Source organism: Synechococcus sp. BIOS-E4-1, assembly GCF_014279995.1.
Classification (GTDB): Bacteria; Cyanobacteriota; Cyanobacteriia; order PCC-6307; family Cyanobiaceae; genus Synechococcus_C.
Genome location: NZ_CP047935.1, coordinates 1,597,323 through 1,611,694 on the forward strand (window position 1 = coordinate 1,597,323; position 14,372 = coordinate 1,611,694).

The 14,372-nt window shown below is 55.7% G+C and carries 14 protein-coding genes; 1 reads left to right on the forward strand and 13 read right to left on the reverse strand.

The features are described 5' to 3' along the window. Window positions 1-14: 14 nt before the first annotated feature. From fmt to SynBIOSE41_RS08640, 11 genes are all read right to left on the reverse strand, one after another. Window positions 15-1,022 (reverse strand): methionyl-tRNA formyltransferase, encoded by a 1,008-nt coding sequence (fmt, locus tag SynBIOSE41_RS08590; protein WP_186540569.1) that lies wholly within the window; start codon window positions 1,020-1,022, stop codon window positions 15-17. Window positions 1,023-1,046: 24 nt separating this feature from the next. Further along, the gene (locus SynBIOSE41_RS08595) at window positions 1,047-2,414 is read right to left on the reverse strand and encodes a TldD/PmbA family protein (protein WP_186540571.1); all 1,368 of its coding nucleotides are present in this window, start codon (window positions 2,412-2,414) and stop codon (window positions 1,047-1,049) included. A 2-nt stretch (window positions 2,415-2,416) separates the two neighbouring features. Further along, on the reverse strand, window positions 2,417-3,865 hold the full coding sequence (locus SynBIOSE41_RS08600) for a TldD/PmbA family protein (protein ID WP_186540573.1): 1,449 nt from the start codon (window positions 3,863-3,865) through the stop codon (window positions 2,417-2,419). Beyond that, the gene (gene acsF, locus SynBIOSE41_RS08605; protein WP_186540575.1) at window positions 3,865-4,947 is read right to left on the reverse strand and encodes a magnesium-protoporphyrin IX monomethyl ester (oxidative) cyclase; all 1,083 of its coding nucleotides are present in this window, start codon (window positions 4,945-4,947) and stop codon (window positions 3,865-3,867) included. The genes SynBIOSE41_RS08600 and acsF overlap by 1 nt, the downstream gene beginning before the upstream one ends. A 72-nt stretch (window positions 4,948-5,019) precedes the next feature. Next, window positions 5,020-5,538, reverse strand: coding sequence for a DUF2996 domain-containing protein (locus SynBIOSE41_RS08610; protein WP_186541006.1), 519 nt, complete (start codon window positions 5,536-5,538; stop codon window positions 5,020-5,022). Between the two features lie 681 nt (window positions 5,539-6,219). Next, a complete protein-coding gene (locus tag SynBIOSE41_RS08615; protein ID WP_186540577.1) occupies window positions 6,220-6,723 on the reverse strand; it encodes a hypothetical protein in 504 nt (167 codons plus the stop codon). Next, entirely contained in the window at window positions 6,720-7,328 is a 609-nt protein-coding gene (locus tag SynBIOSE41_RS08620; protein ID WP_066907403.1) for a flavin prenyltransferase UbiX, read from the reverse strand. The genes SynBIOSE41_RS08615 and SynBIOSE41_RS08620 overlap by 4 nt, the downstream gene beginning before the upstream one ends. Beyond that, window positions 7,325-9,691 (reverse strand): RNB domain-containing ribonuclease, encoded by a 2,367-nt coding sequence (locus tag SynBIOSE41_RS08625; protein WP_186541008.1) that lies wholly within the window; start codon window positions 9,689-9,691, stop codon window positions 7,325-7,327. Before SynBIOSE41_RS08625 ends, SynBIOSE41_RS08620 begins: the two co-directional genes overlap by 4 nt. A 121-nt stretch (window positions 9,692-9,812) precedes the next feature. Further along, a complete protein-coding gene (locus SynBIOSE41_RS08630; RefSeq protein WP_066907409.1) occupies window positions 9,813-10,118 on the reverse strand; it encodes a TMEM165/GDT1 family protein in 306 nt (101 codons plus the stop codon). A 42-nt stretch (window positions 10,119-10,160) separates the two neighbouring features. Beyond that, on the reverse strand, window positions 10,161-10,490 hold the full coding sequence (locus SynBIOSE41_RS08635; RefSeq protein ID WP_186540579.1) for a TMEM165/GDT1 family protein: 330 nt from the start codon (window positions 10,488-10,490) through the stop codon (window positions 10,161-10,163). Next, window positions 10,490-10,858, reverse strand: a complete 369-nt coding sequence (locus tag SynBIOSE41_RS08640; protein ID WP_186540581.1) for a YkgJ family cysteine cluster protein — start codon at window positions 10,856-10,858, stop codon at window positions 10,490-10,492. Before SynBIOSE41_RS08640 ends, SynBIOSE41_RS08635 begins: the two co-directional genes overlap by 1 nt. Window positions 10,859-10,993: 135 nt before the next feature. Between SynBIOSE41_RS08640 and psb30 the strand changes: the two genes are divergently transcribed. After that, on the forward strand, window positions 10,994-11,101 hold the full coding sequence (gene psb30 / locus SynBIOSE41_RS08645; protein ID WP_074159310.1) for a photosystem II reaction center protein Ycf12/Psb30: 108 nt from the start codon (window positions 10,994-10,996) through the stop codon (window positions 11,099-11,101). On the opposite strand, the gene SynBIOSE41_RS08650 is transcribed toward psb30, so the two are convergent. Both SynBIOSE41_RS08650 and recJ read right to left on the reverse strand, forming a co-directional pair. Next, window positions 11,080-12,444, reverse strand: a complete 1,365-nt coding sequence (locus SynBIOSE41_RS08650) for a chloride channel protein (RefSeq protein WP_186540583.1) — start codon at window positions 12,442-12,444, stop codon at window positions 11,080-11,082. The two genes, psb30 and SynBIOSE41_RS08650, sit on opposite strands and share 22 nt — an antisense overlap. Beyond that, on the reverse strand, window positions 12,441-14,336 hold the full coding sequence (gene recJ / locus SynBIOSE41_RS08655; RefSeq protein ID WP_186541010.1) for a single-stranded-DNA-specific exonuclease RecJ: 1,896 nt from the start codon (window positions 14,334-14,336) through the stop codon (window positions 12,441-12,443). Before recJ ends, SynBIOSE41_RS08650 begins: the two co-directional genes overlap by 4 nt. Between the last annotated feature and the right edge of the window lie 36 nt (window positions 14,337-14,372).

The following is a 14,372-nucleotide window of genomic DNA, read 5'->3' on the forward strand; positions in this document are numbered from 1 at the left end:
GGAGCGATCGATCGTCAGACGAGCGTGTCGCCCGCAATGGCCTGCAATTGCTGAACGAGAGCCCGACCATTGCTCCGACTCTTCCCTTCCAGTTGTGCTTCACGAATCAGCAGCGGACAACCCGAACTGCTGACCACCAAACCCTGCTCATTGCTGTCCAGAACAGTTCCAGCCTGATGTTGACCGGTGGGCCAGCGGCCAAGCAACTGTTGTGCGCCGGGGCTGAGCTCGTCTCGAAGCCTTTCGATCAGCGGTTCAGAGGCCAGCAGTTTCAGTCTCTTTCCCTTCCAGAAGGTCATTGCACCTGGATACAGGCCCATCACTTTGCGATGGATTGCCAATGCTGAAGCGGACCAGTCGACCTGGTAGTCACTCTTGACGAGCATCCGCGCGTAGCTGACGTCAGGTGTCTGGCAGCGCAGGCCCAACCTGCGATGTCGCTCCTGTTCCGTCCCGGGTCCTGCGGCCTCAATCCGTGGGATCGCCTCCACCATCAGCTGAGCTGTGAGTTGGCTCAGTCGTGCTCCGAGTTGATGCGCGTTCTCAAGCAATCCGATATCGAGCTTTCGTTCCATGAGGACTGGACCGGTGTCCAGTCCTTCCTCCATCGCCATCACACCTACTCCGGTCTGAACATCACCCTCAAGGATGGACCATTGAATTGGGCCAGCTCCCCTCCACCTGGGCAGCAGTGAGCCATGGCCGTTCCAGCAGCCGAGAGGTGGCTGAGTCAACACTTCGGTGGGCAGTATCTGTCCGAACGCCACCACGACAGAAAGATCAGCTCCGAGATCAGCAAGCTCTTGTTGACAGGCATGATCACGGCGAATTTTTTCCGGGGTGTAAACCTTCAGCCCGAGTTCCAGAGCCCGTGCTTTCACAGCTGATGCCATCAGTTGTTTACCGCGCCCTCGACGACGATCAGGCTGAGTGACAACTCCGACAATCTGATGGCCTGCCTTGTCCAGTGCATCCAGTGTGGGGACAGCATAAAGGGGAGTTCCCCAGAACAGGATTTTCACGACCAATGAATCAGCCGTGACTGGTCAGGCTTCACCGGTGATCGCCAAACCATCAACCCATACGTAGGGACTGACACCTTCATGGGTGATAACGGATTCAGGTTCAAGATGCACGATCGAACGTAAGAGTTCGCGGATGTCTCCAGCCACAGTTGCTGCTTCAACGGAAATGCGCTCGCCACCTTTGACAAGCCAACCGTCGAATGGCAGGGAGAACGCTCCTTGACTGGCTTTCACACCGGCATGAAGGGCACTGAGACTTTCAATCAATACGAAGCTGTCAGGAGTGGTGGTGTGGTCAAGATGGTCGGCTCCTGTGCTCATCGACGGAGTGCGACTGACTTCAAACCAGTCGGGACCGACAGACACCTTGGCACCCATCCCCGCATGACCTGTTGGCTTCACTCCGAAATGCCGTGCAGTGGCTTCCGAATGTAGAAAGTTTTCCAGGCATCCCTCGCGAATCAAGGGAAGGGCTCGAGTTGGCGTTCCTTCTCCATCGAAGGGCATCGCTCCGACATGGGCAGGATGCAGACCGTTATCGGTGAGATTGAAGAAAGGAACAGCTAGTTGATCACCTATCGAGTCGGCTTTGCTGAGACTCACACCATCGAGAACGGCACGGGCGTTGAGCATGCTGCTGAATGAACCAATCAGATCAAGAAAGGCCTCAGGCGTGAAACACACGAGGTAACGACCGGTGTCGATCGGCTGATAGTTGAGATGGCTGATGGTGCGTTCTGCCGCTTCATTGATGCACCCCTCCAGATCAAGATCGCGGCTGCCAAGGGCTATTCGGACTGCTCCACCGCTGCGTGGTTTGCGACCGCTTTCCTCAGCGCGAGCCATCAGGAAAATGCTCGCCTGAGTGCGCTGAGCCTGTCGCAAGGCACCTTCACTGTTCAGGTAAATGCGTTCACTACTGCCCTCGTTCATGGCGTTGTAGGGGAGCGTGCCGATCGCCGGATGACGATCCAGCAGTTGTTTTTCAGCATCCAGAAGTTGAATCAGAAGACTCTGAATACCCTGAGCATCCTGAAGCGGGCGGTGCAGATCCGGCTCAGGTGCAGTGGCGAGAGGGGAAAACCCAGGAACATCATCTGGATTCCCAAAACCACTTGCCTGGTAAGCACCCATCAGCGCTTTTTCCAGCCCCGAATCGGAAAGATCAGAGGTACTTGTGATGCCAACCAACCCCTGTTGATTCCACACTCGAATGGTGATCGAACTGCGTTGTGAAGCTTTCAGCTGCTTGGCCTCACCACGGTCAACCTGTACAGAGGCGCTGCTGCTGCGACTGGCGCCCAGGTCCCATCTCGCAATTCCTTCACGGCTGGCCAGCGATTGGAGTTGATCCTGAAGTGACCTGACGTTGAGTGGTGCATTGGCCATGATCAACGACCTCCCACGGTGATTGAATCCACTTTCACGTGGGGCTGACCCACAGTCACAAACACGCTGCCACTGACCGATCCGCAGTACCCGGCCGCCAGCTCAAGGTCATCAGCACACATCGAGATTCTGGGCATGACTTCCTTGGCATCGCCGATCAGCGTGGCGCCTTTGACCGGTTGGCCAAGCTCACCGTTTTTGATCAGGTATCCCTCTTCCACAGAGAAATTGAACTGACCGGTCGCACCTACGCTGCCCGCCCCCATGGACTTGCAGTACAGGCCATGGTCAACGGAACTGATCAGATCATCAATACTGTGAGGGCCTGCGGCGATGTAGGTGTTGCGCATGCGGCTTGCAGCAGCAAAACCATGACTCTGTCGACGACCGCTGCCAGTACGGGCATGCCCTGTACGCATTTCACCGGCTCGATCACTGAGGAAACATTGCAGGATTCCGTTCTCAATCAGGACGGTTTTCTGCGGCTCCATGCCTTCGTCATCCATGGAGATGGATCCAAAAGCACCACCACTCATGCCTTCATCGATTGCGGTGACGGCTGAATGGGCAATGCTTTCACCGATGCTGTTAGCAAAAGGTGTAGAGCCACGTTCCACCTGAGTGGTTTCAAGCAGGTGACCGCAAGCTTCATGGAAGATCACACCACCGAAGCGGTTGGCCAACACCACGGGCATCTGGCCACCGTCGACGTAATCAGCCCGAAGCATCTTGACTGCACTGTCGCAAACCTCCTGAGCCGAGGCATCAACGTTCCAGTTGCACAAATCATCAGGACGATCGGTGCTTCCATAACGACGGGCAATGCTGGAGCGATGTTCACCATCGGCAGCCAGCACACTCAGGCCACTGGACTGATGCAGCCTGATGTCACGGGCAAACGTTCCATCGCTGGCTGCCACAAGAACCTCCTGCCAGTCGCGAGCGAAGCTGCCCCGACGCACGTCGAGATGCTGCCCACGCTTCTCCAGACAATCGGTGCCCTCCAGCAGTCGCTGAGTGATCGTGAGCAGGTCAGGAGTTCTGCCCAGCCAATTGTTTTTTGAGGACCCGTAGTCACGAAGTGGACCGAGCCCGTCAAATCCGCCAGAGCTCGCAAGCGTGGAAGTATCGAGCTGGAGCATGGCCAGAGCCTGCTGAAGAGCGTCTTCCAGCCCTTGATCACTGAGATCATTCGTACTCACGAAACCGTCTCTACCGGACCGAAACACGCGGATTCCAGCTCCCATGCCGAATGACGGACTCACGCTTGTGATCTTGTCCTGTTCGGCTAAGACACCGAGATGATCCGTACGTTCAAGAAACACTTCAACCAGATCTGCTCCGGCACTGACACCGATATTCAGCAAAGAATCGAGGCGCTGACGCCATGGATGGTGGCCTGGGTCCAGATCATTGAACCCAGCCAGAGACTTTTGAAGAGTTGACTGCATCAGCGAACACTGGGCTGATAGTTTTCGCTGCGAATAGGTGACATCAAGAAGAGAGATGCCATCTGTGCACCGTTAGCGATCCAGTGTGGAAGTTTACGCACAAACTTAAGAGGTTTTGAAGCCGAACTCTGATCGACAGATTCCAAAGACTCGTTGTTGACGATAATTTTTTCCAGGCGTTCGTAGAAACGGGGATTCTTCACATCAAGAACCACCGGGAACACCCGAGCGGATGTTTCGTTGGTTTTGTCAATGACCATTCGGTCATATTCACGTGCATCTAGACCAAGGGCCTCATAAAACTCCTTACGAGCCACATCTCTGACATACATCGTGGCAAAGACGGCCAGTAGAAAAAAGCGACACCACAGTCGAGCGCGAAGACCACGGACGGTTTCCGGTTGCGATTTCATGAGGGCATCAAAGAAATCGCCATGGCGGTTTTCATCTTGACACCAGTTTTCAAAAAAGTTGAAAATAGGGAATATTTTGCTCTCAGGATTTTTTTCAAGATGCCTGAAAATAGCAATGTAGCGCCAATAACCAATTTTTTCAGAGAGATAAGTCGCGTAGAAAATGAATTTTGGCTTGAAGAAGGTGTATTTCTTATTTGCAGTAAGGAACCCCAGATCCAATTGGAGTCCAAAATCACTCATGGATTTGTTGAGGAAGCCAGCATGTCTGGCTTCATCCCTGGCCATATGCGCAAAGCATTCAGCAAGCAGGGGATTCTTTGCCTTGATACGACGGCTCAGCTCCTTGTAAAGAAGAAAACCTGAAAATTCAGAAGTACAACTCTGTTCAAGGAACTCGATGAACACGCGACGCGTCTCCGGGTCGAGTTTGTCTGCTGCACCGTCGAATTCCTCGTTGCGAACAAAGTGGTGACGGTTGTAATCCTTGCGAAATTCTTCGCAGATTGCTTCGAGCTCAGCCTCATTGGGCCTGAGATCCATCTCCGCCATGGCTTCAAAGTCCGTTGTGTAGAAGCGCGGAGTGAGGATTGTGTCCTTGACCGGATCTTTTACAGAGACTCCGGAGCCCCCGGATTTTGCGTCATTCACAGCGGTGGGAGGCACCATCAGATCCAACGTGTGTTTCCTGCATCGTAAATGCAGTCCAGACTCAGCTGGGGCTAGGTGTAACCCATTGGTTCAGTTGCCCCCGAACCACTTCTGGCCATTGAGACGTTGAAGCAATCGGGATTCAAGCAGGGCCTGGTTGATGCGTTTCTCATCAATCAGGAATGATTCCAGCAGGCTTGGATCTGAACCGGATTCAGCAAGGGCAATCGTTTTGCCAGACGTGATCGAATCGGATTCGAAGCAGAGCCAGAACCGTCGCCCTGCGGGCAATTCAGCTTGAACCATCCAACAAAGACCACCCACAACCGGTCGTTCTCCCTCAACCAGCAGGAGACTGATCGGCGCTTGCTCGCGTTCTGTCAAGGATTTGGTCAGTGATGGCAGCAGATCCTCTTGAATGAAGCTGGCAAAGGGCTTGTCCTCTGGTTTGGGCTTTGGAGCAGGTTTTGCGGGTTTGACCGGTTTGTCCGCACTGTCTGGTTTGGAAGGTTTGGCTGTTTTGTCAGTTGCATCAGCCTTCGTGGCCTTGTCGGCAGCTGCATCAGGACTGGCCTTGTCAGCTTTGACGGCGGCAGTCTTCTGCTGCACTGGGTCTGACTTCTCTGCTCTATCCGGTTTGGAAGCTGTTTCAGTCTTGGCGGGCTTATCGGCTGGTGCTGCAGCTGCTTCGACGTTCTCCGCCGTTTCTGACTTGGATGCTGCTTCGCTCTTGACGGGCTTAGCTGCTGCTGCCGCAGGCTCGATGTTCTCCGCCTTTTCTGGTTTGGATGCCGCTTCGCTTTTGAGGAGCTTGTCGGTTGCAGCCGCAGGCTCGATTTTCTTCGCCGTTTCTGATTTTTCCCCTGCGTCGGTCTTGTCGAACTTGACCGCTTCTGTCACAGGCTCGACGTTCTCTGCTGTTTCTGCTTTCGCCGCTGCTTCGTTCTTGACGGGCTTGTCCGTTGCTGCCGCAGGCTCGATTTTCTTCGCCGTTTCTGATTTTTCCCCTGCGTCGGTCTTGTCGGACTTGTCCGCTTCTGTCACGGGCTCAACGTTCTCTGCTGTTTCTGCTTTCGCCGCTTTTTCGCTCTTGGCGGGCTTGTCCGATGCTGCCGCAGGTTCGGTCTTGTCTGAGGAGACAGTCGCGTCGGCTTGCGCTGAACCTTCAGCACCTGCAGCCGATGCCGGCACTTCAGGCGTTTCGGGCTTGGCAGGAGTGACGGGGGTTTCGCTCAACGGACATCAATCGTTCGCGGGACTGTAGACAGCCCAGGGCACTTCTCACCAGCTTCACCAATCTGCCGGAAGCGGCTGATCCCAATCATCAGCGACTGTTGTTGAGGTCTGAGCAGGATCGGAGACAGCCCGCTCCTTCAGATCCGACTGAGCAACGCTGTCCTTCGTCGTTCGGCCCGTCCGAATCACCCTGAAGGGAACAGAGACGGTGGGCGCAGGTTCTCGCAGGTCTCTCTCTGGCCAGGGCATCGTTGCTGCTGCAGCGCCAGCACGCTCACTGTCAAGCTCTGGGGATTCTTCCTGCCATGAATATGGTCGTCGAACCTCCCGTTGAAGTGTTTGTTGAGTTGACGATCCGGCCGCCAGGACAGCACCAGATCCGAGGACGGCTCCAGATGTGGCGGCCACAGCCATCCATACGCCAAGGGGAAGTCTGGGTAGTTCCCAGGTGAGGATGCGAAGACTGCCTGTCTTTCCGAGGTTGAGACCGCCGACAAGCAAGGTGAGCAGTAGCGGTAAAAGAGAAGGGATCAGTAACAGGCGTTGTAGAGGGGTCATGACTGGGGTCCCTGCCAACGCTTCTGATCCGTAAGCGTTTCCCCTAACGCGTCAAGGAGCCTCATCACCAGAAAATCGAGCATGTCGTCGATGCTTTCAGGCTGGGTGTACCAGGCCGGTATCGGCGGAGCAATTTTTGCTCCTGCTTCCGCAAGGGTGGTGAGGTTACGCAGATGCAGCAGGTTCCAGGGCATTTCCCTCGGTGCAATCACCAGAGGACGCCCTTCCTTGAGATGGACATCAGCACAGCGCTCGAGCAGGTCACCTCCGAGTCCAGCCGCCAGACGACCAACTGTTCCCATGGAACAGGGCACAACAAGCATGCCTTTGGTGGGAACGCTGCCACTGGCGACAACAGCTGACTGATCGTCCCAGCGATGACAGATGAGTTGACCTTCCTTGACCCCAAGTCGATCACGCCAGAAGCGTTCCTGAAGTCTGGGATCCACAGGAACAGAGATGGATCGTTCCGCTCGCCAGACTCCATGGGCGCCACGACTGACAATCACATGCACACTCAGATCACGGCGCAACATCGACTGCAATGTGCGTTCAGCCAGCTGTTGAGCGGAGGCCCCGCTGATGCCGATCACATAGGGAATCATTCCTCGCTCACAGCCACCGGCATGGGATCGTCAGCAACAGGGGTCGTGGCAGGAACCACTTCGAGATCAATCTGATTTCTAAGAACATCAACCTTGAGAACTTTTACCTCGACGGTGTCGCCCAACTGATAGACACGCCTGCTTCTTCGGCCAACAAGACGATTTTGCCTTGATCGATATTCATACCAGTCATCATTCAATGAACTGACATGAACAAGACCTTCCACCATGGAAGGAGCAATTTCAACAAAAAATCCGTAGCTCTGAACTCCACTGATCACACCAGTCTGATGCTGATTGAGCATCGGCTCGGCGCTGCGCGCCTTTGCCATTGCAAGAAGATCCCTTTTCAGCTCTTCAACCTGGCGACGCCGAACATTCAACCTCTGCACGGTGCGCTCTCGTATCATGTCAATGATTTTCTGCTCTTGAGAAGCCGTAAACAAAGGCCAGCTCACTGAGGCTTCAACACCTTTTTCACCCAGTTTGACTTTGTTTTTCTGACGCACAGTTGGGCGATCTTTCCCGTCATTGAGCAGGGAACAAAGCACCTGCTGGTTCATCAGATCGGCCTGATGCAGCGTTGGGCAACACCATGGTGCAAAAGGATTGAGATGATGCTTGTCCGATCCATCATCCTCGCTGTTACCAGCACCTTGATTGGGCGACTGATCTGCAACGGACTCGCCGGATGCCTCTCCAGATTTTGCAGAACTGGATTCCTTTCTGTTCGCTGAAACCCGATAAAAACTCTCTGGTAAAGCCTGCTTGAGTTGAAGATTGAGCACATGGCTCGAATCACTGCTCGCCAGAGCCATGGCCAATTCGGAAGGAGAGGGTGCTCCGTCTTCGTCCAATTCAAGGGGAACGTCCAGGGCGACAGCAGCCTTGGCTACGTCATTGAGAGCAGCGTCATCCGGCGCTGGAGCATCAAGAAGAATCGCTGGCAAACCCAGTTGGCGACTGTGCTCTTCCCAGACACGATCGGCATTCCTGATGAGCACGGACAGGATTGAATTAGGGCAACTGGGGTTGAGTGGCGTCGACCAGCTCTGACCATCACCATCGGGCGACACGCTGTTGAGATCTCCCAGATCATCAGCTTGAGCACGCTTCAGATCCAGTTCGATTCGACCCTCTCTTCGTTCAGCTTCTTGCAACTTTGTTGCACAGAAAATGAGAGTTTCCAGCTGACCAATCTGGTCTTTGATCGACTTCAGAGCGACAGGAACTGCTCTGGACTTCGGTTTTCGAGATTCCAGAGCATGGAGGGCCCCAGCATTCACTTCAGCAACAGGGCGAATCCGACTCAGACAAAACTCCCAGTTGCGCCACTCACCGTCGGGACCCATGTCCAAACGCAGTGACACTGCGTCTTGAACCTCCCCGACTGAGAAGCAACAGGCTTTAGCAAGAGCAGGGCTCAGCAATGGCATCCAGTGCCCACCCAGACAGAGGCTTTCCGATTGATTGAGAAGCCACTGGTCGTAACTATTCCCCGGGCTTAGACGTTCAGCAACAGCGGGGGCATGAATCCAAAGACGAGTACCACCGTCGTGAGGGATGACATGCACAGCTGGAAGAGCTGGAGCACCATCAGCAGCCCAGCCGCTGATGATCAGGGCGGGCTCGTCACTCAGGTCTTCACGTTTCTTGGCTGAGGGTGCCTTGAAACTGGCACGAGGTGGAGCCGGTCGCTGATGAAGATTGGCCTTCGTGAGCATCAGCTCGCGGTCTGCACAGGAACCGCCATCGAGGGGAAGCGATCGTGCAACGTGTCCACGTGCCGGAAACTGTGCGATCGGATAGCGATCCAGCACCACCTCGGCAACAGCCATGCCGATGGGTTTTTCTGCATGGGTGGCGTCCTCTTGAGTCAATTCAATCGATGCCAACAAACGGTCGTCGAGAGGAACGGCGATGACCCGTTCATCCTGTTGCTCCACCGATGCAAGCAAGCTTGTGGTGGCTCGCTCAAGAATGCATTGCACGCCCCCTTCAGGAGAACGACGCCTGCCTCCCTCACGGGTCAGCCTCACAAGCACCCGATCGCCGTTCCAAGCGTGATTGAGCTGGTGATCACGGATATAGATATCGTCTCCACCGTCATCGCGAATCGCGAAACAGAACCCCTTGCTGCTGCAGCGAAGGCGCGCTTCGACCAGATCGTCAGCGGCACCCTTGCTGATGCCTCCATCGCTGTCGAGAGCAAGGATTCCCAGCCTTGATAGACCTTGAACAGCGAGACCGAGCGAATGTTTCTCGGCGCGATTGGTGAGCCGGAGGATTTTTTCAAACTTGGCAATCTCCAAGTTGCCCTCATCGGGAACCTGATCGAGCAGGTCAGCGACCGTGAATTTCATCGGAACGGTTAATGGGAACCGGCCTTCAGGACCGGGAGGGGGCATCTCGGGTGCGCGTGCAGCGAAAGACCGCGCTTTCCCTTGATTGTTCAATCCTAAGGGCCCCTAGTGCCCCCCAGATTCAGTCGTCGGCGGTCGCTGTTGATTCCGCACCACTGAGAAGTGGCCAGAGCAGTTTCAGACCAATCGCCAGAAATCCGAGCGATGCCATGAGCTGTAACCAGTCGGCGGGAACAACGCCAGAGAGTGATCCACCTGCTATGGCACCGATCAGACTTGCCAAGACGAGCGCTGATGATGAGCCGAGGAACACGGCGAAGGGGCGGTTGGACGTACCGCTGATCGCCACTGTGGCGAGTTGGGTCTTATCCCCGAGCTCCGCCAGGAAAACCGTGGCGAACGTGGAAAGAAGCAGGGTCAGATTCATGTCAAGACAACGTTCAAAGGCAAATGGATCAAGGGAAGACCTCTAAACAGGGTTGGCAGCGATCAACGACTGCAGTGCCTGGGAACCAAGCCACAACCCAAGTCCCAACATCAACAGTCCGGCCATCTGCTCGAGCCGTTCCGGTTGCATCACGGTTGACAGCCAACGTCCCACCAGAACGCCAACCAGGCTGGAGCAGATCAACGCCAGAGCAGCACCACCGAACACAAGCCAGGGCTGACCCGATTGTGCGGAAAGCAGGAGTGTGGCGAGCTGGGTTTTATCGCCAAGCTCAGCAAGGAAAACCGTTGTGAAGGTTGTCAGGAGGACAGTCGTGAATCCAGGACGTTGTGTGGTGCCGGAATCAGTCATCACAAAGGTTCCGTTGAGCGGATGAGACGTTCGAACTTACGCAGTTCCCTGCTGCGGCCGCCATGAACTGAACGGATCTGTTGTCGGCAGCAGGCGACCGTAAATGAGTCCGCGTGATCAGCGGCAATACCGAACAAGTCGCAGAGACTGCTGACGCGGCAGAAATCCGGACGGGTCTCATAGATCCGACAACGTCTGGATCCACTGTCGAAATGAATGCACCAGCCATCGTCACCCACCATCGACAGGTATTGCTTCTGCTGAAGAGGATCAAGAGCCTCCACTGCTTCTGGGCGTTCCTCAGGTGCCAGTCGGCAACAGGCACCGCACTGGTCCATGCAGGACCACTGCTGTTCAGGCCGTGTCATGAGACCTCCTCGCAACCATGTTCAGTGGATTGAGGCTGTGACAAGCCATCACAGAGGTTGAGTTCGAGCTGTACGGGAGGGGTGCCTTCCTCGTAGCCTGCATAAGGCAACATGCCCCTTATTTGCTTCCGTTTCATGGGACTCGATTTCCACCTGATCGCCAATTTCGCGGCACTGGCCTTGATTACCTTGGCCGGCCCCGCAGTGATCTTTATTCTCTTCTACCGCCGTGGTGCTCTCTGAAGTTTGCTGAGTCCGTGATACACCGGATCTCTGCAGACCAGGCGTCCGGTGTAGGCAGCCAGCACTGAAGCGAGAACCACACCAGCAAACAGCTGTTGATCTCCGGCCAGTCTCCAGGCGAATACGATTGAAACAAGGGGTAGTTGGGTGGCTCCAGACAGCCCTGCAGCAAGACCCAAACCGATGCCGACCTGTGAGCTGATTCCTGCCACTGCACAGATCGTGTAGCCGAGAACGGCACCGAAGGTCAGAGAAGGATCAATCAAGCCGCCAGGCACTCCAGGGCTTAACGCGAGCATCGGTCCAATCACCCTGACCAGTGTGATCCAGATACTGGTGAGCCCACTGATGTAAACCTGATCATTACCCATGGCATTGGGCATGCCCTGTTCGATGAGCTGCCGCACGAGCGCTTCGCCATCTGAGGTGGAGGTTCCCCAGCTCAACAGTGCAAGAACGGTCAATCCCCCACCAAGATAAAGACCTGTCCGCAGAGGTTTTCTTTTGATCACAGGGGCAAGACGTCCGGTCAGCCAGACCAGGCCCTTGTTGAAGAATCCACCAACGAGTCCGCAGACGATTCCGATCGGAAAAGCAAGCATCAGTTGCTCCACTTCCGGTAGGGCGACGTTGAGAACGCCGAGTCCAAACATTGGTTCTCCTCCGATGTTGGAGAACCCTGCGGCGGCCACGCTGATCACCAACGCTGGCCAGATCGTCACGATCGAATAATCAGCGGTGAGTTCTTCGAGCATGAACACGGCTCCCAGCAGAGGCGTGTTGAAACCACCGGCAAGACCCGCCCCCCCACCGATCGCCACAATCTGCCGTTCACTCAGAGAAGGCAGCCAGTTGCGGAAGCGTCGGTGGCAGGCCCTCGAAACTGCAGCACCGAATTGAACAACCGGACCCTCCCTTCCAAGCGGAAACATGGCGATGGTGGCTATGGACCAAAGAACCCCGCGCTGCACTGTTCCTGGTGCTGCCATCGCTTTCGGCAGTTGGGAAGGGTCCTCTAATCCATTCATGGTGGATGGAATGCCTGAGCCTGCACCGGCTTGCCAGGGACCACGCTGAAGCAGCAGCAGAATCGGCATCACCACGAGGGGCAAGAAGGCAATAACCACCCCCCTCCAGCTCCAACTTTCATCGGCGGAGGTCGGCATCAAGGCATACAGATGATCCTGAACACCATCAACAAGATTCAGAGGCAGACATGCCAGTCCGATCAACACTCCGACCAGAACGAGACCGATGAAATGCCGCACAACGCCTTTGAGCCGGCTCTGTGACGGCAGTGTTCCCGGAATCAGGACTGGTTCGTGACGACTATCCGGACTCATGGGCGTAAACCGAGGCCGATACAAGCCTCCTGAAGTAAAGCTGCAACGTAAGGGTGTGAGGCGCGACTGTCGTCGCTTTCCAGCACACCCTCGCGATTGACCCGGCTCACCAGTGACTTGCCCTCTGGATTGATCAACTCAAGGCTTGTGCTGTCGATGCGCTGGACGCGGTAACTGCCGCGCGAACGACGCAGTTCCATCACTTCCAGATGGGGACGAAGAGCCTGAATCTCCAGCTGAAAACGGGTCTCACCACGCCAGTGATTCTGAGTGACGGTGTACATCGCATCGATGATCTGACTGAGCACAGCCGTTTCAGGCCAGCGCCAGACAATCGCCTCACGCTCCACTCCGTTCTGTTCAAGTTTCAGCCGTAAGTGACCTCCGCGCAGGGACTGTTGGTCAGTGATTCGGCAACCGCGTGACCAGAAAAGAGGTTTTGGATGACCAGCCCCGAAAGGTTCCAGCCTTTGCAGGGCTTGCCAGAAAGAATGATCAATTTGATCGAGCTCCAACAACGCTTCGGGTTCCACCAGCAGATCCTCACCTCTGCCCTGCAACCATTGCGTCGCTAGAGCGTTGAGGGCCTGATGAAGTGCAGTGACAGCAGTGACCTGAACGGTGAATCCACCTGCGGCTGGATGGCCTCCATGCCGTTCGAGAAGATCACTGCATTGCTGCAACGCACGATCGACAGCAAAACCGTCGGGTGCACGCACCGAAGCGCGCATGCTTCCTTCGCCGTCACTGGCAAGAAGCGCTGCGGGTCTTTGATATCGCTCAACTAGACGTGCGGCAACGATGCCAATCACCCCGTGATGCCAATGCCCCTGCGCAAGCAACAGAAAGGGAGGTAAAGGTGATGGATCACTTTCAAGCAATGCAACAGCCTCCGCTTCGATCGCATCACAGAGCTCGCGTCGCTGACGATTGAGTGCGTCGCACTGACGGCCGAGCTCGAAGGCGCGATTGGGATCATCAGCTGTGAGCAGGTCAACCACCAGGGATGGTTCACCGATGCGGCCAACCGCATTGATTCTCGGTGCCAGCTGGAAACCGATGTCGTCAGCACGCAAAGGACGATCTCCAAGCCCGGCCAGTTGCTGCAGAGCCTGAACTCCGGGGCAGCTGCTTCGATGTAGATGACTCAGCCCTTCCCGCAGCAGGGTTCGATTAGCTCCGGTGAGTGGTGCCATATCGGCCACCGTTCCAATGCAGAACAGATCCCTTGCTGTGGTGATCGCATCAGGTTTCTTCAACTCCTGCGCCAAAGCTCTGGCCAACACATAGGCCAGTCCCACCCCTGCCAGACCCCCATAAGGAGAGTCCTTCGGAGTGGTTGCAGGATGAATCAGAGCCAGTGCTGTCGGACGATTGGCAGGAAGGGTGTGGTGATCAGTGAGGATCACTTCGACGCCCAGTTCTGAAGCCTTCTGCAGAGCTTCATGAGCAGCAACACCGTTGTCGACCGTCACCAGCAAACGGACGCCCTCTGCATGAAGCTGCTCAACCATGCCGCTGTTCAGACCATATCCATCGGCCATTCGGCTTGGAATCGCCGCTTGTGGAGTGGCGCCCATGGCCTCAAAAGCACGCATCAAGAGAGCAGTGCTGGTCATGCCATCGGCGTCGTAATCGCCACAGATGGCCACTGCCTCGTTGTTGAGGCATGCCGTTTTAAGCCGTTTGAGTGCCGGGCACAGCTCAGGGAAATGATCATCTGCTGCGGGCAACGGTTGATCGCTGAGAAGCAACATCACCTGCTCAGGACTCTGGAGTCCTCGTCTGAAGAGGACTGCTTTCAGAGCCAATGGAAGATTCACTGAGGGCAGTGGGTCCCCCTCGATCGGTTGTGGGAGTCGCCACTGCTGATCCCGGGCGCCCGCCACCATGCCGAAGGAAATAATTGGCTGCATTGTGGGTCTTCG

Bases quoted from the DNA above. Each gene is read 5' to 3' on its own strand.
- SynBIOSE41_RS08650 (WP_186540583.1), bottom strand. From the start codon at position 12,444: ATGAGTCCGGATAGTCGTCACGAACCAGTCCTGATTCCGGGAACACTG.
- SynBIOSE41_RS08620 (WP_066907403.1), bottom strand. From the start codon at position 7,328: ATGATTCCCTATGTGATCGGCATCAGCGGGGCCTCCGCTCAACAGCTG.
- recJ (WP_186541010.1), bottom strand. From the start codon at position 14,336: ATGGTGGCGGGCGCCCGGGATCAGCAGTGGCGACTCCCACAACCGATC.
- SynBIOSE41_RS08625 (WP_186541008.1), bottom strand. From the start codon at position 9,691: ATGAAATTCACGGTCGCTGACCTGCTCGATCAGGTTCCCGATGAGGGC.
- SynBIOSE41_RS08640 (WP_186540581.1), bottom strand. From the start codon at position 10,858: ATGACACGGCCTGAACAGCAGTGGTCCTGCATGGACCAGTGCGGTGCC.
- SynBIOSE41_RS08635 (WP_186540579.1), bottom strand. From the start codon at position 10,490: ATGACTGATTCCGGCACCACACAACGTCCTGGATTCACGACTGTCCTC.
- acsF (WP_186540575.1), bottom strand. From the start codon at position 4,947: ATGGTGCCTCCCACCGCTGTGAATGACGCAAAATCCGGGGGCTCCGGA.
- SynBIOSE41_RS08615 (WP_186540577.1), bottom strand. From the start codon at position 6,723: ATGACCCCTCTACAACGCCTGTTACTGATCCCTTCTCTTTTACCGCTA.
- SynBIOSE41_RS08630 (WP_066907409.1), bottom strand. From the start codon at position 10,118: ATGAATCTGACCCTGCTTCTTTCCACGTTCGCCACGGTTTTCCTGGCG.
- SynBIOSE41_RS08600 (WP_186540573.1), bottom strand. From the start codon at position 3,865: ATGCAGTCAACTCTTCAAAAGTCTCTGGCTGGGTTCAATGATCTGGAC.
- psb30 (WP_074159310.1), top strand. From the start codon at position 10,994: ATGGGACTCGATTTCCACCTGATCGCCAATTTCGCGGCACTGGCCTTG.
- SynBIOSE41_RS08595 (WP_186540571.1), bottom strand. From the start codon at position 2,414: ATGGCCAATGCACCACTCAACGTCAGGTCACTTCAGGATCAACTCCAA.